Origin of the sequence: Klebsiella sp. C239, from assembly GCF_048822715.1 — a bacterium.
Classification (GTDB): Bacteria; Pseudomonadota; Gammaproteobacteria; order Enterobacterales; family Enterobacteriaceae; genus Klebsiella; species Klebsiella quasipneumoniae.
The window spans coordinates 190,741-210,681 of the sequence record NZ_JBMEZK010000005.1; the positions used below are offsets into that span (position 1 = coordinate 190,741).

Sequence of the window (19,941 nt, forward strand, 5' to 3'; positions counted from 1 at the left end):
GTTGCGTTGAGGCTGGTGAGTGAAGCATCCCAAAACATATTGTTAGCACCTGATGCCCAAGATAAAGTACCGCTTCATAACAACCTGACAGCAGCGGTAAGTGCTATGAAATCAGAATCGCGTGGGATCCAGAGCGTGGAAATCGCCGGGCAAATTTTACGAGTACTGGTGGACCATTCCCGTCCCTTAACGCTCAGCGAAATAGCTGAGCGGGCAGGGACAACTTCTGCGCAAATTCATAACTATCTGGTAAGCATGACGCGCGTGGGTCTGCTTAAGCGTGACCCACAAAGTCAGAAATTTGAACCAGGGGCACTAGCCCTCCGTTTAGGCGTCGCAGCCCTACATAGCCAGTCGGTAGTGGAAGAGGCTATTGCTCATATTGCAGCGTTGGGACAGCGTTTAAACGTCAATATGTTTCTTTCTGTGTGGGGACGTTTTGGCCCGCTGGTCATTGACTATCGTGAGCATGGTGCAGTGATGAATATTGGTTTTCGCCTGGGAAGCGTACTTTCTCTGACCCAGACAGCGACAGGAAAACTTTTCGCCGCTTATCACGATCGCGAACAGTGTACCGAGGTAATTAACCAGCAGATGTTTACGCGCGATAAGCTGGATGATTATCTCTCCCCGGCTTTTCAGCAACAATTGGCCGCCATCAGGAGAGACAAAATATCGATTGCACAGTCTTATCCGTTGGCATCAATTACCAGCCTTGCTGTCCCGGTGTTTGCGGCTGACAACTCGCTTACCCTGACGATCAGCGCGTTTGCGGCCGCTCATGATTTGATAGGTGAGCGCTTAACGATGGTGAGCAATGCTCTTCAAGCGCTCGCCGCCTCCCTTTCATGCAATGAGATCGCTTATGAATCACGTTGATAATGATAAGAACTCGCGTGGAGTGCAGTCGGTTGAAACTGCCGCCTTGATGTTAGAGTTCCTCACAGGCCAACAGGGTGGTGTGCCGCTAAAAAAGATTGCCCAGGCTGTCGGTATGAGTCCGGCACGGGCTTTCCCGTATCTTATAAGCCTGGTACGTAGTGGACTGGTGACAAAGGATGATGCACGAGGGCTTTATCTACCCGGAGAACTGTCACAGCAGTTAGGAATGCTGGCTCTGCATTTACACCGTCCTTACGATACCGCTGAACATACGTTGAAGATCTTAAACCTGGAATGCGGACATAGTGCTGCCCTGAGCGTTTGGGGGAACATGGGACCAACGGTCGTGCGCGTTGAAGAGAGTCGTTATAGCGTATATCCGGAAATTCGAATCGGGTCGGTGATGTCGCTGGAGCAGACCTCCATTGGTCAGGTATTTTCCGCCTGGATGCCAGAGGAGATCGTTCGCGAGGCATGGGAGGCGGAGTATTGGCGACGTGAGCACCGTGCGGCGCCGAAAACGGCTATGGCGGCATTCTTTGCGAAGTTAGAGGCTGTTCGTCAGGCCGGGTGCGACTTCAAGCAAAATGTTCCTGCGCCAGGATTGAGTTCCGTGAGCGCGCCGGTTTTTGATCTCAGTGGTTCAATAGCTTACGCGTTGACCTTGTTTGATGAGAGTGGGGTCATTGATGTGAGCCCCGGCGGTGCAGCCCAACAAGTGTTGCGCCATCATGCATACTGCCTGTCGGCAGCGCTGGGGCTACGGATTGATTATCCCACTGGTGATTTAGCGGTTACCTCAACGCGTTGAGTATCTCTAGTGTGCCTCGCATCAATGGTCGCTACTCGAGCTGGTTTTCCTGGCCGTCATTGGAACGACTTCACTCAGCACAGCCAGGCAAACCGCGTCTCCTACCTGTTGGGTGGAGGCAGAGCCCTGCATATCCGGCGTCTTCGGCCCACTGGCGATCGTCTGCTCAATTGCCGCCAGGATGCCGTTGTGCGCAGCGTGATAGCGCGCATCGCCGTTCCCGAGAAAATCAAGCATCATCGCCCCGGCCCATATGGTGGCGATCGGATTGGCGATATTTTTACCGTAGATATCCGGCGCTGAACCGTGGACCGGCTCGAACAGCGACGGGAAGGTGCGCTCCGGGTTGAGATTGGCCGATGGCGCAATACCAATGGTACCGGTGCAGGCCGGGCCGAGATCGGAGAGAATATCACCGAACAGATTGGAGCCGACGACCACGTCAAACCGCTCCGGCTGCAGCACGAAGCGGGCGCAGAGAATATCGATATGCTGCTTGTCCCAGCGGATCTCGGGATAGTTTTTGGCCATCTCCTCCACCCGCTCATCCCAGTAGGGCATGCTGATGGCCAGCCCGTTGGATTTCGTCGCCGAGGTCAGCGTTTTGCGCGGGCGGCTTTGCGCCAGCTCGAAGGCGTAGCGCAGGATACGGTCAACGCCCCGGCGGGTAAAGATCGACTCCTGAATCACCACTTCATGCTCGGTGCCTTCATTGGCGCGCCCGCCCAGAGCGGAATATTCGCCTTCGGTGTTCTCGCGCACCACGTAGAAATCGATATCGCCAGCCTTTTTCCCCGCCAGCGGGCAGGGGACGCCGGGGAACAGGCGCACCGGGCGCAGGTTGACGTACTGATCGAACTCGCGGCGGAACTTCAGCAGCGACCCCCACAGCGAGATATGATCCGGGACGGTATCCGGCCAGCCGACGGCGCCAAAGTAGATGGCGTCGAACCCCTGTAACTGCTCGCGCCAGTCGTCCGGCATCATCTTACCGTGATGAGCATAATATTCGCAGCTTGCCCACTCCATCTGCTCGAAGCTCAGCGCCAGATCCCACCGCTGCGCGGCGGCTTTCAGTACGCGGATCCCTTCAGGCAGAACTTCTTTGCCAATTCCGTCACCCGGGATGGCGGCAATACGACAGGTTTTTTTCATTCCGGTTCTCACTTTTTAGCGATGATGTTTGACCACCTGCTTATCCTATAATTGACTGATTCATAATTAATCACGCTAACTGGTGAAACATAAAACACAGATCATGAATAATCTGCCGCTGCTGAATGATTTACGCGTCTTTATGCTGGTCGCCCGCCGGGCCGGGTTTGCCGCCGCCGCTGAGGAGCTGGGCGTATCGCCGGCTTTTGTCAGCAAGCGGGTTGCGCTGCTGGAGCAAACCCTGAATGTGATGTTGCTGCACCGGACCACCCGCCGGGTCACCATTACCGAAGAGGGAGAGCGGATCTACGAGTGGGCGCAGCGCATTCTGCAGGATGTCGATGAGATGATGGACGAGCTCTCCGACGTGCGTCAGGTGCCGCAGGGAACGCTGCGGATTATCAGCAGCTTCGGCTTTGGTCGCCGGGTGGTGGCCCCCGCGCTGTCGGCGCTGGCGCTTCAGTACCCGCAGCTGGAGCTGCGTTTTGATGTTCAGGACCGACTGGTGGATTTAGTCAATGAAGGGGTGGATCTCGATATTCGCCTCGGCGACGATATCGCGCCGAATCTGATTGCCCGCCAGCTGGCGCGCAATCACCGCGTACTCTGCGCGTCGCCGCAGTTCCTCGCCCGCCATGCGCCGCCGAAACAGCTGAGCGATCTGGCGGCTCTGCCGTGCCTGGTGATTAAAGAGCGGGATCATCCGTTCGGCGTCTGGCAGCTGCATAGCAAAGAGGGCCAGCACGCCATCAAAGTGACCGGGCCGCTGTCGTCCAACCATGGCGAAATTGTTCATCAGTGGTGTCTGGACGGGCAGGGGATTGCGCTCCGTTCGTGGTGGGACGTCAGGGAGAATATCGCCAGCGGGCATCTGGTGCAGGTGCTGCCGGACTACTGGCAACCGGCCAACGTCTGGGCGGTTTACGTCTCCCGCCTGGCGACGTCGGCTAAAATTCGCACCACCGTGGAGTTTCTGCGCCACTATTTCCAGCAACACTATCCGCAGCATGAGCCGACGGCCAGGGCCGTCGGCAAAGACGATTAAACCCCAAGGCGGTCGCGCAGGCTGTAGTAGGCGGCGCCCATCGCGGTAAAGGGGATACGCAGGCTGCGGCCGCCCGGGAACGGGTAGTGCGGCAGTTTGGCAAAGGCGTCGAAACGCTCGGCATCGCCGCGCAGCAGTTCCGAAATCAATCGTCCGGCGAGGTGGGTACAGGTGACCCCATGCCCGCTGTAGCCCTGCATGTAGTAGATGTTGCTATCCAGGCGACCAAACTGCGGCATCCGCGACAAGGTCAGCAGGAAGTTGCCCGTCCAGCGGTAGTCAATCTTCACCCCCTGCAGCTGTGGGAAGGTTTTCAGCAGCTTTGGCATAATCAGCCGCTCCACATCGTCCGGGTCGCGGGCGCCGTAGACCACGCCGCCGCCGTACAGCAGGCGGTTATCGCCGGTCAGACGGTAGTAGTCCAGCAGGTAGTTACAGTCTTCCACACAGTAGTTTTTCGGGATCAGCGAGCGGGCGACCTCCTCCGACAGCGGCGCGGTGGTGACCACCTGGGTGCCGCACGGCATGCTGCGCTTCGCCAGCTCCGGCTCCAGTTTGTCACCGAGATAGGCGTTGCCGGCGACGATCACATAGCGGGCAGCGACCTGGCCGCGGGCGGTGCTGACCACTGCCGGGCTGGTGTGCTGGATGCGGGTGACCGGCGACTGCTCATACACCCGGCCGCCGTTCAGGCGAATAGCGTCCGCTTCGCCGATGGCGAGGTTGAGCGGGTGAATATGGCCGCCGCTGTGGTCGAGCAGGGCGCCGACGTAGCGGTCGCTGTCCACTTCGCGACGAATCGCCTCTCTGTCCAGCAGCTCCAGCTGCGTGTTGCCGTAGCGCTCCCAGTTGGCTTTCTGTTCTTCCAGCGTCTCCAGCTGTTTATGGTTCATCGCCACGAACAGGCCGCCCGGTCGGTAATCGCACTGGATCTGATAGCGCTGGATGCGTTCGCGGATAATATCGCCGCCTTCGAACATCATGCTGCCGAGCATTTTCGCCGCATCCGGGCCGTAGTTTTTTTCAATCACGTCGATATCGCGGCTGTAGGAGTTAACCAGCTGACCGCCGTTGCGGCCGCTGGCGCCGAAGCCGATGCGCGCCCCTTCCAGCACCACCACGTCGTAGCCCATTTCGGCAAGATGCAGGGCAGATGAGAGGCCGGTGTAGCCGCCGCCGACGACGCAGACGTCGCAGCTTATCGATTCGTCCAGCGTCGGAAAGGGTTCATATTTGTTGGCGCTGGCGGCGTAATAGCTGGTGGTATGTTCGGTCATGATTAAGACTCCAGGGCAATCCAGATGGTTTTCAATTCGGTGAATTTTTCCAGGGCGTGCAGCGACTTATCGCGCCCGTTGCCGCTCTGTTTGTAACCGCCGAAGGGGACGGTCATATCACCATCGTTATAGTTGTTGACGAAGACCGAACCGGCCTTCAGGCGGCGGCTCATGCGGTGGGCGCGTGAGAGATCGCGAGTCCATACCGCGGCCCCGAGGCCGTAGTCGCTGTCGTTGGCAAGCCGCAGCGCCTCGTCTTCGCTTTTGAATCGCGTCACCACCAGCACCGGGCCGAAGATCTCTTCCCGGCTGAGGGTGGAAGCCGGGTCGACGTCAATGAAAATGGTCGGGCCGACGGCGGCAGGCCATGGATTTTTCCGCCCGTCGAGGAACAGGGTGCTTTTACTTTCGCCGCCGCGAATAAAACTGTGCACGCTGTCGGCATGGGTGTTGTCAATCAGCATGCCCATGGTGGTGTTTGGGTCGAGCGGGTTGCCCGGCTGCCAGTGTTGCGCTTCGGTTTTCAGTCGCGCCAGGAACTCGTCGGCGATGCTCTCCTCCAGCAGCAGGCGGGTGCCGGCGATGCACACCTGGCCCTGGTTGTAGAAGATGCCGCCGGCGGTGGCGCTGACCGCTTTTTGCAGATCCGGGCAGTCGGCGAAGACGATGTTGGCGCTCTTGCCGCCCGCTTCCAGCCACACGCGCTTCATATTGCTGTCGCCGGCGTCTTTCAGCAGCTGCTTGCCGGTGCGGGTGGAGCCGGTAAAAGTAATGACCTCCACGTCAGGATGCAGGGCGAGCGCCTGTCCGGCCTCGTGACCAAAGCCGCTGACCACGTTCAGCACGCCGTCCGGCAGGCCAGCCTCTTTCGCCAGCCCGGCGAGGCGCAGGGCGGTGAGCGGCGATTTTTCCGACGGCTTAAGGATCACGCTGTTGCCTGCCGCCAGCGCCGGACCGAGCTTCCAGCAGGCCAGCAGCAGCGGGAAGTTCCATGGCACCACCGCGGCGATGACGCCAATCGGTTCGCGGACGATCATCGCCAGCTCGTTGCTGCCGGTGGGGGCCACTTCGCCATAGACTTTATCCAGCGCTTCGGCATACCAGCGGATGGCGCGGGCGGCGCCGGGAATATCGTCGCGCAGGCTGTGGCGAATCGGTTTGCCGGTATCCAGCGTTTCCAGCAGCGCCAGCTCTTCGCGGTGGGCCTCCATCAGGTCGGCGAAGCGTGTGAGAACCGCTTTACGCTGCGCGGGGGCGGCCTGTGACCAGTCGCCGTTATCAAAGACCCGACGCGCGGCCTTCACCGCCAGCTCGACGTCGGCTTTTTTGCCGCGGGCGACATGGGCTAATGTTTGCTGCGCGGCAGGGTCAATGGTTTCAAAGGTGGTATTATCGACCGCGGCGCAATATTCGCCGTTAATAAATAATCGTGTTTCAATGGCCAGGCTTTTCGCTTTTTCCTGCCAGTAAGCCAGGTGCTGAAAATTCATCATGACTCCTTAAAAACATTATCGGCAAATTAATCATTTCGGCGTTTTCAGGCTGCACGGGGGCGCTGCGCCAGGCGCAGGGCATCGTGAATCCCCGGAGTTGAATACCGTTTTATTGCCCTAAATTTCGGCAGGTTGTCTGCATGCCGAATAATTCAGGGACGAGTCGCCATTCACGGCGTTAATTATTTCAGGGCCAGCAGGAAATAGGATTCCCTTCCGGCACAAACGTTATGACGGCGAGTTTTTCGCGGCGACGAAAATAAAATTTCCGCCGTCGCAGGTCTGAAGAAAGCCTGAACCTCGTTCAGGCTAACTATTCAGAATGTGGTGGGGGTGTGGGCACTGATGATGCGGCAGATGCCTGCCGAGGTGTTGCTGAAGCTGTGCGGGATGCCGGTGTTAATGGCATAGCTCTGTCCAGCCACCAGGTGGTACGACTGACCGTTAATGGTCAGCACGATCTCCCCCTCCAGTATGGTGCCTATCTCCTCACCCTGATGCTTAATCCTCTCCCCGGTCGTGGTTCCAGGCTGGTAAGTTTCAAAAATCATCGCCAGCGTACGGTTCGGATTTCCGTTATGAACCAGCTTCATGGAAACGCCCTGACTGCCCATTTCGATAAGGTCATCCTGATTAATGACCACCTGGGGTTCGTCCGGCTTTTCGGGTTCAGAAAAGAATTCCGAGAGCGACAGCCCATAGACTTTCAGCAGCTTTTGCAGCGTACTGATGGCGGGACTGACTTTGTCCTGCTCTATGGTGCTGATGGCACTATGTGTTAACCCAGACAGTTCGGCGGCACGACGCTGCGAGAGACCCAGCTGTTGGCGGATCTCTGACAGACGTTTCCCTGGCGCCAGTCCGTCATCGCTCATATTTGCATTTCCTTAACGGTAGTGGTCAGCGCCGCCGCTTTTCAGCATGATGGCCCTGACAGGCGGTGATAAAACCATCAAACAACATACGCGACAGGGCGTATTCGCTACTGTTCCATTCAGGATGCCACTGTACGCCCAGCGCGAAAGGGTGATCGTTCACGCTGACCGCTTCCACCAGTCCATCCGGCGCTCGCGCCTCCACGCGCAGCTGCGGACTCAGGGTTTTTGCCCCTTGTCCGTGTAGCGAGTTTACCCAAAACGTGTTGCAGCCCGGTATCAATTGCGACAGCAATCCTCCTTCCTGAACCTCAACCTGATGGGACGGGGCATACTGCTGCTCGACGGGCAGTTCAGGATCTTCGCGATGCTCCAGCAGCTCAGGCTGCTCGAACAGACGACGATACAGAGTCCCACCGGTGGCGACAACCAGTTCCTGCAGTCCACGACAGATGGCGAAAATGGGGATGCGCCTTTCGAGTGCGGCGTTAATCAGCGCCATGCTCAGAAGATCACGCCCGGGGTCGGCGTCAGGCTCATCGCCGTTTTCACCATAAAGGTGCGGCTGCACGTTACTGGGGCTGCCTGGCAGGTATATCCCGTCCAGTTTATCGACTAACGCGTTCAGCAGCTCCGGCTCCGCCAGCGCATGCGGCAGGGCGATCGGCAGTCCGCCGGCGTTAACAATTGCATTCAGGTACTTTTCTTGCAAGGTCTGGGTCTGGTGACCCTTAAGCCTGTTTCTACACATCACGACGCCAATAACTGGCTTGTACATTATATTTTCCATGATCGCCCTCACAAAGTGGACTAAATTATGACCGCTATAGCGGGTTTAACGGCCATATCGTTCAATATTTTCTCAATCTAGCAGTGGAAATAGCCCTTTGCAAACTTAATTTAACATTTGACAAACAATTTATTTGCATACACAGTCGATGGGGTGGACATTATATTTAACGGTCTGAGTGCAGGACCGAAACCAAACCAACGGCGGTGAATCATGGAAACCAATATCGTAGAAGTTGAGAATTTTGTTCAGCAAACGGAAGAGAGACGGGTCAGCGCGTTCGCGAAAGAAGTGAAGCGCTACCTCGAAACCTACCCTGATACCCAATATGTCGATGTCCTCCTCACTGATCTGAACGGCTGCTTCCGCGGCAAGCGCATCCCCGTTGCCGGCCTGAGCAAGCTGGAGAAAGGCTGTTATTTTCCGGCCTCGGTGTTTGCGATGGATATTCTCGGCAACGTCGTGGAAGAGGCCGGTCTGGGCCAGGAGATGGGCGAGCCGGATCGCAGTTGCATCCCGGTGCCCGGTACCTTAACGCCTTCAGCGGCCGATCCGCAGTCGATAGCCCAGGTACAGCTGACTATGGTTGATGAAGATGGCGCTCCCTTTGACGTTGAGCCGCGGAACGTACTCAACCGCCTCTGGCAGCAGCTGCGCCAGCGCGGGCTGTTCCCCGTGGTAGCGGTAGAGCTGGAGTTCTATTTACTGGACCGCAAACGCGATGCCGAAGGCTACCTGCAGCCGCCGTGCGCGCCGGGCACCGACGATCGCAACACCCAAAGCCAGGTCTACTCGGTCGATAACCTGAACCACTTTGCCGACGTGCTCAACGACATCGACGAGCTGGCGAAACTGCAGCTGATCCCCGCCGACGGCGCGGTGGCCGAAGCCTCGCCGGGCCAGTTTGAAATCAATCTCCACCATACCGATAACGTGCTGGACGCCTGCGATGATGCGCTGGCGTTAAAACGTCTCGTGCGTTTAATGGCGGAGAAGCATAAGATGCACGCCACTTTTATGGCCAAGCCTTATGAAGAGCATGCGGGCAGCGGGATGCATATCCACATCAGCATGCTGAACAATAAAGGGGAAAACGTGCTGGTGGACGGCGACGGGGAAGACTCCGCGCTGCTCAAACGCGCGCTGGCCGGGATGATCGATCTGATGCCGGCCTCGATGGCGCTGCTGGCGCCGAACGTGAACTCGTATCGCCGCTTCCAGCCGGGGATGTATGTCCCGACGCAGGCTTCCTGGGGCCATAACAACCGTACCGTGGCGCTGCGGATCCCGTGCGGAGAACGGCAGAACCACCGCGTGGAGTATCGCGTGGCGGGAGCGGACGCCAACCCGTATCTGGTGATGGCGGCGATTTTCGCCGGTATCCTGCACGGGCTGGATAACCCTCAGCTGCCTTTGCAGGAAGAGGTGGAAGGTAACGGCCTGGAACAAGAAGGGCTGCCGTTCCCGATCCGTCAGAGCGACGCGCTGTGGGAGTTTATGCAGAACGATCACCTGCGTGAGCGTCTCGGCGAGCGTTTTTGCCACGTTTTCCATGCCTGCAAGCATGATGAATTATTGCAGTTTGAGCGTCTTATCACAGAAACTGAAATTGAGTGGATGTTGAAAAACGCCTGATGGTCGCCCCGCGAGGGGCGCATGAGTTGAGTCATGAGTAGCATCATACGGCCTGAGCGGAGCCTGGTCGTCCTTTTTGCTGGGAGCCCAGCCATTTCCCGGATGTCGCGTTAAGGAGCGCAGGCGGCAACGGGGCTTCAGTTAACGACACAGTGTGTGACGAGGAAATGAGATGATGCAGATGTTCAAATATCCGCAGGGAGAGGGAGGCCGCTCAGGCCGCATTGGATGCCAGCCAGCAACCGCTCACCGGTCCGTCTTACCCTTTTATTTATGCCTTACCCCCTTGCTAAGCAGGTTTGTCACGCGAACGTTGTGCCCGCAAACTGTTATCCGCAAGGGGGGAATGGTCGATGGCAATTAATCTTCCTGCCCATAACGCCGCTCAGGCGGGCAGACCGCGTCTGCGTAAATCCCTCAAACTCTGGCAAGTGGTGATGATGGGGCTCGCCTATCTGACGCCGATGACGGTGTTTGATACCTTCGGCATTGTCTCCGGCATCAGTAACGGCCACGTCCCGGCGTCGTATTTGCTGGCGCTGGCTGGCGTGCTGTTCACCGCCATCAGCTACGGCAAACTGGTGCGCCAGTTCCCGGAAGCCGGCTCTGCCTACACCTACGCGCAAAAATCCATCAGTCCGCACGTCGGTTTTATGGTCGGCTGGTCGTCGCTGCTGGATTATCTGTTCCTGCCGATGATCAACGTCCTGCTGGCGAAGATCTATCTCTCGGCGCTGTTCCCGGAAGTGCCGCCATGGGTGTGGGTGGTGACCTTTGTCGCCATTCTGACCGCCGCGAACCTGAAAAGCGTTAACCTGGTGGCCAACTTCAACACCCTGTTCGTGCTGGTGCAGATCTCGATTATGGTGGTGTTTGTCATTCTGGTGGTCCAGGGGCTGCACAAAGGCGAGGGGGTAGGGACCGTCTGGTCGCTGCAGCCGTTTATCAGCCAGAATGCGCATCTGATCCCGATTATTACCGGGGCGACCATCGTCTGCTTTTCGTTTCTCGGCTTCGACGCGGTGACCACGCTGTCGGAAGAGACGCCTGACGCCGCGCGGGTGATCCCGAAGGCGATTTTTCTCACCGCGATGTACGGCGGCATTATTTTCATCGTCGCGTCGTTCTTTATGCAGCTGTTTTTCCCGGATATTCATCGCTTTAAAGACCCGGACGCCGCGCTGCCGGAGATTGCGCTGTACGTGGGCGGCAAGCTGTTCCAGTCAATTTTCCTCTGCACCACCTTTGTTAACACCCTGGCGTCCGGCCTGGCGTCCCATGCCAGCGTCTCCCGTCTGCTGTACGTGATGGGCCGCGATAACGTCTTCCCGGAGCGCATTTTCGGCTATGTGCATCCGAAATGGCGCACCCCGGCGTTGAACGTGATTATGGTGGGTATTGTCGCGCTGTCGGCGCTGTTCTTCGACCTGGTGACCGCCACCGCGTTGATTAACTTCGGCGCGCTGGTGGCCTTCACCTTCGTTAACCTGTCGGTGTTCAACCACTTCTGGCGGCGCAAGGGGTACAACAAAACCTGGAAGGATCGACTGCACTATCTGCTGCTGCCGATGGTCGGGGCGTTGACGGTAGGGGTGCTGTGGATCAACCTCGAGGCCACTTCCCTGACGCTCGGTCTGGTGTGGGCGGCGCTTGGTCTGCTGTATCTGGCTTATCTGACCCGTCGCTTCCGTAAACCGCCGCCGCAGTTCGATGCCGCCAAGGCGGAGCAGGCCTGGGAGTCCTAGAGCCTGACGCAGAAACCGAACAAAGGCAGGCCCGCAGGCCTGCCTTTGTTATGGCATCGGTAAGGGACAGTACAGGATGGTAAAGAAATCAGCAGAAAACGGCGGAGAACGGAAGGTATTATTTCTTCTTTTTATGGACAGGTAACTGACTGGCGCGCCGCTCTTTGAGGTACGACACCAGACTGTAGATGGCGACGCCCAGCAGCGCCACCGCGACGATAAAGAGAATAAGACCCGACATAGACCAACCTAAAATTCTGTTTAGAAAGGGAAAAAGATACAGGGCTCAGTTGAAGATAACATCGGGATATGTCTGAAAGATGACGCCTCATCGCGGGAATATCCGCCGCAGGGGTTGTGATAAAATATTTCCCGCAGGAATGTGACAGCCTGGGTTTCAGCTGAAAGGGCGTAACACTCCGTTAAGTGATTTTACAGAAGTGCGGCCAGCAGCGGGTTACGCTGACCGCGAATTAGAATGATCTGAGAGCAAGACATGTATAAGAAAACCCTCAGCCTGCTGGGCGTGGCGCTGGCGCTGACGGCCTTCGCCAGTCAGGCTGAAAATGAACGTCAGGCGATCCGCGAGCGGATCGTGGAGCAGGTCCTGAAACCGTGTGAAGGTAAAAAAGCGGGCGATAAGGTGGTGATCACCGATCGCCGCGGCGGTGAGCACGAGGCGATCTGTACCCTGGCGGCGGTTCCACTGCCGGAGTGAGTTAGCGATATCGCGGCGCCGGTTGCCCGGTTCGCGCGCTGGTAAACAGCGCCAGTCGCGTCTGCTCGAAAGCCTCCCACAATCCCAGGTCATGCACGGGCGGTAAGGTGACCTTTTCCCCCATCTCCAGTCCTCTGAGGGCGGCGTCAACCAGATCCTCGGTGGTCATGACCGTACCGGTGGGCAGGGCGTCCAGCGCCACGCCGGAGGTCGGCCACAGATCGGTGGCGGTCGCCGCCGGCAATACCGCCTGAATACGCACGCCGCTGTCGGCAAACTCATCCTGCAGGCCACGGGTAAAGCTCAACACCCACGCTTTGCTGGCGCTGTAGACCGCGCTGCCCGGCAGCGTATGCAGCGCGAGAATAGAGGCAATATTGATCAGCGTTCCGCGGCCCCGGGGAGCGAAAGCGGCCAGCGCGGCATAGCTCAGGCGCAGGAGCGCGGTGGTGTTGAGCGTATGAATCGCCTGGTGCTCGCGCGGCGTACTGGCGAGAAAGCCCGCCATTTTTGCCGTGCCGGCGTTGTTGATGAACAGGTCAATGGCGGGATCGTGCTGCAGACGCTGCTCCACGGCTTCAATGCCTTGCTCCTCGCTCAGGTCGGCCTTGACGATGCTGGCCCGGATGGCGTAGCGCGCCTGCAGCTGCCCGGCGAGCGCCTGCAGCCGATCTTCACGGCGGGCGGCGAGGATCAGATCGTAGCCGCGAGCGGCGAGTCGTTCGGCATAGATCGCGCCGATACCTGAGGAAGCGCCGGTGATAAAAGCAGTGTGCGATGACTGGGACATGAGTATTGCCTCTTAAAAGGTTGCATAATTAAACCAAATTCAGCATGAGATACTTGGTTTAATAATGCAACCATTTGCCGGGCTTTTTTTATTTTTGCCTGCCGCGGGCAGCGATTAGTCGTTCAGCGGAACGGCGATGGTGATATCCGCCGGGGCCAGCTCACGGCCATCCGCCGCCTGCAGGACCAGTTTACGCAGGGGCTGGCGCTGCTGGCGGTCAATAAGCCGGGTTGCCGGTTCGTCAGGATCGAACAGATAGTCATCCGCCCACTGGGAAAGGGCGACCAGCACGGTCTGCAGGGCGCGGCCCTTATCCGTCAGGACGTACTCCTGCCAGGCGCTGCCGTCGGAGGCCGGCTGCAGACGCAGGATGCCTTCATCCACCAGCATTTTCAGGCGTCCGGCGAGCATATTTTTGGCAATGCCGAGGTTTTTCTGGAATTCACTAAAACGGCACGCCCCGCGCAGGGCATCGCGGACGATAAGCAGCGACCACCAGTCACCGATAACGTCGAGGGAGCGGGCGACAGGACAGCAGCTGTTTTCAAGACGGGTACGTTTCACGAAAGCCTCCGGGTTAGTTGTTTCATTATAAAACTATTTGGTCGGCAGAGGAAATTTTCGGCGGCGGTCTAAGTTTGCGAGCGAATGCCAGGAAAAATGGCATAAATCCGTCACAATTAAGCCGATGATAATAAATGACTAAGGATGAAGGGATGAAAAAACGTCTACTCGCCGCCGCCGTAGCCGGCGCGGTCATGTTATCCGCCGGCGCTCTGGCGCAGGACACGGCCGCCCCGGAGGGGTATCAGCTGCAGCAGGTGCTGATCATGAGTCGTCACAACCTGCGCGCGCCGCTGGCCAATAACGGTAGCGTGCTGGAGCAGTCCACCGCCAAAGCCTGGCCGCAGTGGGATGTGCCGGGCGGCCAGCTGACCACCAAGGGTGGCGTGCTGGAGGTGTATATGGGCCACTATATGCGCGAATGGCTGGCGCAGCAGAAGCTGGTGACCAGCGGCGAGTGCCCGCCGGAAAACGCCGTTTATGCCTACGCTAACAGCCTGCAACGCACCGTCGCCACCGCGCAGTTCTTTATCACCGGCGCGTTCCCGGGCTGCGGCATTGCGGTGCATCATCAGCCGCAGATGGGCACCATGGACCCGACCTTCAACCCGGTTATCACCGACGACTCCCCGGCGTTTCGTGAGAAAGCGCTGCAGGCGATGGAAAAAGAGCGCCAGGGGATGCAGTTGACCGAGAGTTACAAGCTGCTGGAGACGATGATCGATTACCGCAACTCGCCCTCCTGCAAAGAGAAGCAGGTCTGTTCCCTGAGCGAGGGTAAAGATACCTTTAGCGCCGGTTATCAGCAGGAGCCGGGGGTGTCCGGGCCGCTGAAGGTGGGCAACTCGCTGGTGGACGCCTTCACCCTGCAATATTATGAAGGCTTCCCCAAAGACCAGGTGGCGTGGGGGGAGATCGCCAGCGATAAGCAGTGGCAGGTGCTGTCGAAGCTGAAAAACGGCTATCAGGATAGTCTGTTTACTTCGGTGGCGGTGGCGCAAAACGTGGCCAAGCCGCTGGTCAACTATATCGATAACGCGCTGGTGGGCGAGGGGGCCAGCAAGGCGAAAGTCACGCTGCTGGTGGGACACGACTCGAATATTGCCTCGCTGCTGACGGCGCTGGACTTTAAGCTCTATCAACTGCCCGGCCAGTATGAGCGCACGCCTATCGGCGGCAAACTGCTGTTTCAACGCTGGCACGACAGCGGCAGCAACCGCGATCTGATGAAGATTGAGTATGTCTACCAGAGCACCGAGCAGCTGCGTAACGCCGACCCATTGACGTTGCAGACCCCACCGCAGCGGGTCACGCTGGCGCTTAACGGCTGCCCGGTCGATGACCAGGGTTTCTGCCCGCTGGAGACCTTTAAAAAGGTGATCAACGAGGCGGCGAAATAACGAAAAAACCCGGAGCAATCCGGGTTTTTTAGCAGGTTAGGGTGAGACTCGGCAGGGATAAACGTCCTAAACGTTTTTACGCTCAATCGTCTGTTCACCCCAGAACAGCGCATCTTTATCGGTTTTGGCAAAGGCCAGCGCCAGCACTTCGTCGCTGCCTTCCTCCCAGATTTGCTCCGCCAGTTTTTCATCATAGTGGGCGACTTCGAAAATCGCCTCGGCGATCTCCGGCGAGGTGTTACGTAAACTTGCCCATTCGCCGACGCGATGTGCTTTTGCTTCTTGAGTTGGCATAGTGCTCCTCCTGCGGAAGATTAGCCGTGCAATTTAACGGCCAGTTTGGCGACATGTTCACCCTGATAGCGGGCGATGGCTAACTCTTCCTCGCTTGGCTGACGCGAGCCGTCGCCGCCGGCAATAGTGGTTGCGCCATAAGGCGTCCCGCCGCGGACCTGGGAGATATCGAACAGCTCCTGGGCGCCGTAGCCGATCGGCACGATGATCATGCCGTGGTGGGCCAGCGTCGTCCAGGTGGAGGTAATGGTTTGTTCCTGGCCGCCGCCGGTGCCGGTTGAGCTGAATACGCTGGCGATCTTGCCATACAGCGCGCCGGATGCCCACAGGCCGCCGGTCTGATCGAGGAAGGTGCGCATTTGTCCGGACATATTGCCGAAACGAGTCGGGGTACCAAAGATGATGGCGTCATACTCAGCCAGTTCCTGCGGCGTAGCGACAGGCGCGTTTTGCGTTTTACCGCCTGCTTTGGCAAACGCTTCTGCCTGCATGGTTTCCGGCACGCGCTTCACAACCACCTCAACGCCGTCCACCCGGTTCGCCCCATCGGCGACGGCGTGAGCCATGGTTTCAATGTGTCCATACATGGAATAATAAAGCACCAGAATTTTAGCCATTTCCATCACTCCTCGGTTGCATTATAAGCCAGCCAAATAGCTGGTACCTTTAAAGATAAAGCCTCTGCCGAAGAGTGCAAATCCAACGGGCATTTATTTGATTTATAACAAAATGACAAAGCATTATTTACTTTTCCTTGCGCAGCGCGGCCTGAGCGGCGGAGAAGCGGGAAGCGATGCCTCCGCCATTCTGGCCGGTGCGGCGAGGATGTAGCATCAGGATACATTTTCGCTAACTATTTTTTCTTCGTCAGCAGAGGAGGTTAGCGCCATCACGCGGCGCGAGGGGATTTTTTTCGCCAGGCTTTGTTTCTGAATGTGACATTTGCCATCGTCAGCGGCAGTCATTCACTAACCTTATAGATACGCGGCAGGACAGCGGCGTCGCCGCTCCCGCGTAATGCACTATGATGTCTAACCTAATGGAGGTCAGTAATGGCAAACCATCGTGGCGGTTCTGGCAACTTTGCTGAAGACCGTGAAAGAGCATCAGAAGCAGGACGTAAAGGTGGCCAGCATAGCGGGGGGAATTTTAAAAATGACCCTCAGCGCGCCTCAGAGGCTGGTAAAAAAGGGGGTAAAAACAGTCACGGTAGTCGTGAGAGTTAACGCGCGACTCGCACTGTTCTCTTTGATGCGGTGTTAATCTCCCCGACCCAACCGCATCGCCCTCGCCGCCGGCATCAGCCGGCGGTTTTTTTTTAGCAGTCGGAGGTTGCGCTCCCGCCGGGCCGATTGCACACTGGTCGCCCGTTAATCGTCATGGCTGTTTTATGTCTTCGTTAAAATTCTCCGTTAGCCGCCAGGAAGCGCTCCTTATCATGATCACCATGTTCTGGGGAGGGACCTTCCTTGCCGTGCAGTATGCGGTCAGCCTCAGCGGGCCGCTGTTTTTTGTTGGCCTGCGTTTCGCGACCGCCGCGCTGGCGGTGGGTCTGCTCTCGCTGCGCACCCTGCGCGGTATGACATGGCTGGAGGTGAAGGCGGGGGTGGCGATTGGCGTGGCGATTGCGCTGGGGTATGGGCTGCAGACCTGGGGACTGCAGTCGATCTCCAGCAGTAAGTCTGCCTTTATCACGGCGATGTATGTGCCGCTGGTGCCGCTGCTGCAGTGGCTGTGCCTGGGTCGTATGCCGGGGGTGATGTCCTGCGTGGGGATTGTGCTGGCCTTTATCGGTTTGATCCTGCTGGCCGGGCCGGAAAACAATCTGCTGGCGCTTGGCGTGGGGGAGATGATCACGCTGGCGAGCGCGCTGGCGATTGCCGCGGAGATTATCCTTATCAGCGCCTGGGCCGGGAAAGTGGATGTTCGGCGGGTGACGGTGGTGCAGCTGGCGACCGCGTCGCTGGTGGCTTTCGCCGCCATGAAGCCGGCCGGTGAGTCAGTGCCGCCGTTGACGCCGGCGCTGCTCGGCGTGGCGCTGGGGCTGGGCATTTTTAGCGCGATCATTCAGGTGACCATGAACTGGGCGCAGCGCAGCGTCTCGCCGACGCGGGCCACGCTGATCTATACCGGCGAACCGGTGTGGGCCGGTATTTTTGGCCGGTTGGCCGGTGAGCGTCTGCCGCTGCTGGCCCTCCTCGGCTGCGTCTTTATCCTCGCGGGAGTGCTGGTGAGCGAGCTGAAGTGGAAGCGCAAACCGCCACCGCAGATGTCAACGAATGACGATGCGCAGCCGCTCCCGGACCTGGCCGATCGTCGCGAGCCGTAATCTTTCCTTGTGCCCCGGCAGCGGCGCTTATTCTGCCAGGCGTTCCATCAGGCCATATCCCTCAGCCGTCGTACCCGCCCTGGTGCCGGATGGCGGCATAAATGCCTTCTCCGGCCTACATAACCATTTCTATATCAGATGGTTAACTCTTATCGTAGGCCCGCGCAAGCGCAGCGCCGCCGGGCGGTCAGACTCCATACCCGCGGCGGTGCCGGATGGCGGCATAAATGCCTTATCCGGCCTACATAACCATCTCTATATCAGATGGTTAACTCTCATCGTAGGCCCGCGCAAGCGCAGCGCCGCCGGGCGATGGCATCAGGCTCGGCGTCGCTTTTATGCCGGGTGGCGGTTGCGCCTTACCCGGCCTACGTTCGTACGACCTGCCGTTAATTTATTCACCATTGTTGCTGAAACTGCCGGTGCTGACGGCCTCAAAATCGCTGAGACGTTCCCGGAAGGCCGGGGCAGCCCGCATGGATGCGGGCTGAGGGCCGTGTTTTGCATGGACGCTGCCTCGGCCCGACCCGAAGCCTGCAGGGATAAGTCGAAGGGACCACGCAGTGGCGATTTTGCTGGCCGGAGCCCGGGGGTACAGGGGGCGGCGGCGACTGGCCGCCCCCTGTGCGCTCCCGGCGCCATGAGAGACATAACGCAGAAGACATATCGGGAGCGCCATCTGCCTGGATATAACCCAGAACAGCCGTTTTTCCGGGGCGAAACCGTTGCAAACCGATAACTGTATCGACTTATCCGGCCCCCACCGCTCCCTGCGCCAACGCCGCGCTAATGTGGCTTAAACCGGCGTTACCCTGGCCTCCTTCGCCTCACGCGTCCCGCGATGAAGCAGCGCGTGCAGCAGGATCGCCCCGAAGGTGGCGGTACCAATCCCGCCCAGCGTAAAGCCGCCCAGCGACAGCGCGAAATCGCCGGCGCCCAGCACCAGGGTCACAGACACCATGATCAGATTGCTGTTCTGGCTGAGGTCGACGCGGTTTTGCACCCAGATCCGCGCCCCGGCGACGGCGATCAGGCCAAAGACCACGATCGAGGCGCCGCCGATCACCGGCCCGGGAATGGTGTGGATTAATGCGCCGAATTTCGGCGAGAAGCCCAGCAGCATGGCAATCAGCGCCGCGGCGACAAACACCAGCGTCGAGTAGACCTTGGTCACCGCCATGACGCCGATGTTCTCCGCATAGGTCGTGACCCCGCTGCCGCCGATCGAGCCGGAGAGCATGGTCGCCAGACCATCGCCGACGAAGGCGCGCCCCATGTACGGATCCATATTGCGCCCGGTCATCCCGGCGACGGCCTTCAGGTGCCCGAGGTTCTCGGCCACCAGGATCACCGCGACCGGGGCAATCAACATCATCGCCTGGCCGTTAAAGGATGGGGTGGTAAAGTGCGGCAGCCCGAACCACGCCGCCTGGGCGAGGGGGGAGAAGTCCAGCGGTTTGCCGAGGCCAAAGCCGTTAGCCAGCAGGGCGTACAGCGCGCAGGCGACGATCAGGCCGACCAGGATCAGCAGACGCTGCAGCATCCCGCGGGTAAATACCGCGACTATGCCGATACAGAGCACGGTTAACACCGCCATCCAGCTGTCGAAGGCGCTGGCGGAGACGCTGCGCACGGCAATCGGCGCCAGGTTCAGGCCGATAGCCATCACCACCGCCCCGGTCACCACCGGCGGCATCAGGCGCTCGATCCAGCGGGTGCCGATCTTCATCACCACCAGACCGATCAGGGTATAGACCAGCCCGCAGGCGATGATCCCGCCAAGGGCGACGCTGAGGTGAGGGTTGAGTCCCTGGCCGTTAAAGCCGGTAATGGCGATCACCACCCCGACAAAGGCGGCGCTGGAGCCGAGATAGCTCGGCACCCGTCCGCCGGTGACGACAAAGAACAGCAGGGTGCCGACCCCCGACATCAGTATGGACAGGTTTGGGTCGAGCCCCATCAACAACGGCATCAGCACCGTCGCGCCGAACATCGCAACGGCGTGCTGCACGCCCATCACCAGCGTTTGCCCGGCCGATAAGCGTTCATCGGGCGCGACAACGCCGGATTCGGCGGCGGGGGAGGTCAGCTTCCAGCGAGGAAAATCGAAGAGTGCCATGATGATATCCCGGGTTAAA

General features: G+C 58.8%; 21 protein-coding genes. 10 read left to right on the plus strand and 11 right to left on the minus strand.

The features are described 5' to 3' along the window. The first annotated feature begins 15 nt into the window (after window positions 1-15). Window positions 16-879 (plus strand): IclR family transcriptional regulator, encoded by an 864-nt coding sequence (locus tag ACOI6Z_RS15350; protein ID WP_124070407.1) that lies wholly within the window; start codon window positions 16-18, stop codon window positions 877-879. Then, entirely contained in the window at window positions 866-1,693 is an 828-nt protein-coding gene (locus ACOI6Z_RS15355) for an IclR family transcriptional regulator (RefSeq protein ID WP_023289082.1), read from the plus strand. The genes ACOI6Z_RS15350 and ACOI6Z_RS15355 overlap by 14 nt, the downstream gene beginning before the upstream one ends. A 21-nt stretch (window positions 1,694-1,714) precedes the next feature. On the opposite strand, the gene ACOI6Z_RS15360 is transcribed toward ACOI6Z_RS15355, so the two are convergent. Beyond that, complete coding sequence (locus ACOI6Z_RS15360) at window positions 1,715-2,848, minus strand: tartrate dehydrogenase (protein WP_044521999.1); 1,134 nt, start codon at window positions 2,846-2,848, stop codon at window positions 1,715-1,717. A gap of 82 nt (window positions 2,849-2,930) precedes the next feature. On the opposite strand from ACOI6Z_RS15360, the gene ACOI6Z_RS15365 reads away from it, so the two are divergent. Next, on the plus strand, window positions 2,931-3,893 hold the full coding sequence (locus ACOI6Z_RS15365; RefSeq protein WP_074423593.1) for a LysR substrate-binding domain-containing protein: 963 nt from the start codon (window positions 2,931-2,933) through the stop codon (window positions 3,891-3,893). Here ACOI6Z_RS15365 and ACOI6Z_RS15370 read toward each other — a convergent pair. From ACOI6Z_RS15370 to puuD, 4 genes are all read right to left on the minus strand, one after another. Further along, entirely contained in the window at window positions 3,890-5,170 is a 1,281-nt protein-coding gene (locus tag ACOI6Z_RS15370) for an NAD(P)/FAD-dependent oxidoreductase (RefSeq protein WP_065812127.1), read from the minus strand. The two genes, ACOI6Z_RS15365 and ACOI6Z_RS15370, sit on opposite strands and share 4 nt — an antisense overlap. 2 nt (window positions 5,171-5,172) lie before the next feature. After that, window positions 5,173-6,660 carry an aldehyde dehydrogenase PuuC gene (gene puuC / locus ACOI6Z_RS15375; protein ID WP_032455303.1) on the minus strand — a complete coding sequence of 496 codons (1,488 nt, stop codon included), beginning with the start codon at window positions 6,658-6,660 and terminating at the stop codon, window positions 5,173-5,175. Between the two features lie 320 nt (window positions 6,661-6,980). Further along, window positions 6,981-7,538, minus strand: coding sequence for an HTH-type transcriptional regulator PuuR (gene puuR, locus ACOI6Z_RS15380; RefSeq protein ID WP_002898590.1), 558 nt, complete (start codon window positions 7,536-7,538; stop codon window positions 6,981-6,983). Between the two features lie 25 nt (window positions 7,539-7,563). Continuing rightward, complete coding sequence (gene puuD, locus ACOI6Z_RS15385) at window positions 7,564-8,316, minus strand: gamma-glutamyl-gamma-aminobutyrate hydrolase (protein WP_072199196.1); 753 nt, start codon at window positions 8,314-8,316, stop codon at window positions 7,564-7,566. Window positions 8,317-8,541: 225 nt separating this feature from the next. Here puuD and ACOI6Z_RS15390 point away from each other — a divergent pair, with 225 nt between their 5' ends. The 3 genes from ACOI6Z_RS15390 to ACOI6Z_RS15400 all read left to right on the plus strand — a co-directional run bounded on the left by ACOI6Z_RS15390 (window position 8,542) and on the right by ACOI6Z_RS15400 (window position 11,708). After that, the gene (locus ACOI6Z_RS15390) at window positions 8,542-9,963 is read left to right on the plus strand and encodes a glutamine synthetase family protein (protein ID WP_002898595.1); all 1,422 of its coding nucleotides are present in this window, start codon (window positions 8,542-8,544) and stop codon (window positions 9,961-9,963) included. Between the two features lie 181 nt (window positions 9,964-10,144). Continuing rightward, entirely contained in the window at window positions 10,145-10,327 is a 183-nt protein-coding gene (locus ACOI6Z_RS15395; protein ID WP_418887452.1) for a hypothetical protein, read from the plus strand. Next, window positions 10,317-11,708, plus strand: coding sequence for an APC family permease (locus tag ACOI6Z_RS15400; RefSeq protein WP_023289089.1), 1,392 nt, complete (start codon window positions 10,317-10,319; stop codon window positions 11,706-11,708). Before ACOI6Z_RS15395 ends, ACOI6Z_RS15400 begins: the two co-directional genes overlap by 11 nt. Before the next feature lie 118 nt (window positions 11,709-11,826). Here ACOI6Z_RS15400 and ACOI6Z_RS15405 read toward each other — a convergent pair whose 3' ends face one another. Then, the gene (locus ACOI6Z_RS15405) at window positions 11,827-11,949 is read right to left on the minus strand and encodes a small membrane protein (protein ID WP_002898600.1); all 123 of its coding nucleotides are present in this window, start codon (window positions 11,947-11,949) and stop codon (window positions 11,827-11,829) included. Window positions 11,950-12,204: 255 nt separating this feature from the next. On the opposite strand from ACOI6Z_RS15405, the gene ACOI6Z_RS15410 reads away from it, so the two are divergent. Then, on the plus strand, window positions 12,205-12,426 hold the full coding sequence (locus ACOI6Z_RS15410) for a hypothetical protein (RefSeq protein WP_023289090.1): 222 nt from the start codon (window positions 12,205-12,207) through the stop codon (window positions 12,424-12,426). Between the two features lies 1 nt (window position 12,427). Here ACOI6Z_RS15410 and ACOI6Z_RS15415 read toward each other — a convergent pair whose 3' ends face one another. After that, window positions 12,428-13,216 (minus strand): SDR family NAD(P)-dependent oxidoreductase, encoded by a 789-nt coding sequence (locus tag ACOI6Z_RS15415; protein WP_044522002.1) that lies wholly within the window; start codon window positions 13,214-13,216, stop codon window positions 12,428-12,430. A 114-nt stretch (window positions 13,217-13,330) separates the two neighbouring features. After that, complete coding sequence (locus tag ACOI6Z_RS15420) at window positions 13,331-13,780, minus strand: winged helix-turn-helix transcriptional regulator (protein WP_023289093.1); 450 nt, start codon at window positions 13,778-13,780, stop codon at window positions 13,331-13,333. 152 nt (window positions 13,781-13,932) lie between these two features. Here ACOI6Z_RS15420 and agp point away from each other — a divergent pair, with 152 nt between their 5' ends. Beyond that, window positions 13,933-15,180 (plus strand): bifunctional glucose-1-phosphatase/inositol phosphatase, encoded by a 1,248-nt coding sequence (gene agp / locus ACOI6Z_RS15425; RefSeq protein ID WP_420687444.1) that lies wholly within the window; start codon window positions 13,933-13,935, stop codon window positions 15,178-15,180. A 66-nt stretch (window positions 15,181-15,246) separates the two neighbouring features. Here agp and ACOI6Z_RS15430 read toward each other — a convergent pair whose 3' ends face one another. Together ACOI6Z_RS15430 and wrbA are read right to left on the minus strand one after the other, a co-directional pair. Next, window positions 15,247-15,474, minus strand: a complete 228-nt coding sequence (locus ACOI6Z_RS15430; protein WP_008805934.1) for a YccJ family protein — start codon at window positions 15,472-15,474, stop codon at window positions 15,247-15,249. Between the two features lie 20 nt (window positions 15,475-15,494). Further along, window positions 15,495-16,091, minus strand: a complete 597-nt coding sequence (wrbA, locus tag ACOI6Z_RS15435) for an NAD(P)H:quinone oxidoreductase (protein WP_002898704.1) — start codon at window positions 16,089-16,091, stop codon at window positions 15,495-15,497. A 435-nt stretch (window positions 16,092-16,526) separates the two neighbouring features. On the opposite strand from wrbA, the gene ACOI6Z_RS15440 reads away from it, so the two are divergent. Both ACOI6Z_RS15440 and ACOI6Z_RS15445 read left to right on the plus strand, forming a co-directional pair. After that, on the plus strand, window positions 16,527-16,700 hold the full coding sequence (locus tag ACOI6Z_RS15440) for a general stress protein (protein ID WP_002898708.1): 174 nt from the start codon (window positions 16,527-16,529) through the stop codon (window positions 16,698-16,700). 164 nt (window positions 16,701-16,864) lie between these two features. Further along, a complete protein-coding gene (locus ACOI6Z_RS15445) occupies window positions 16,865-17,803 on the plus strand; it encodes a DMT family transporter (RefSeq protein ID WP_064158255.1) in 939 nt (312 codons plus the stop codon). Window positions 17,804-18,599: 796 nt separating this feature from the next. Here ACOI6Z_RS15445 and rutG read toward each other — a convergent pair. Further along, window positions 18,600-19,922, minus strand: a complete 1,323-nt coding sequence (gene rutG / locus ACOI6Z_RS15450) for a pyrimidine utilization transport protein G (RefSeq protein WP_065812126.1) — start codon at window positions 19,920-19,922, stop codon at window positions 18,600-18,602. Window positions 19,923-19,941: the final 19 nt, after the last annotated feature.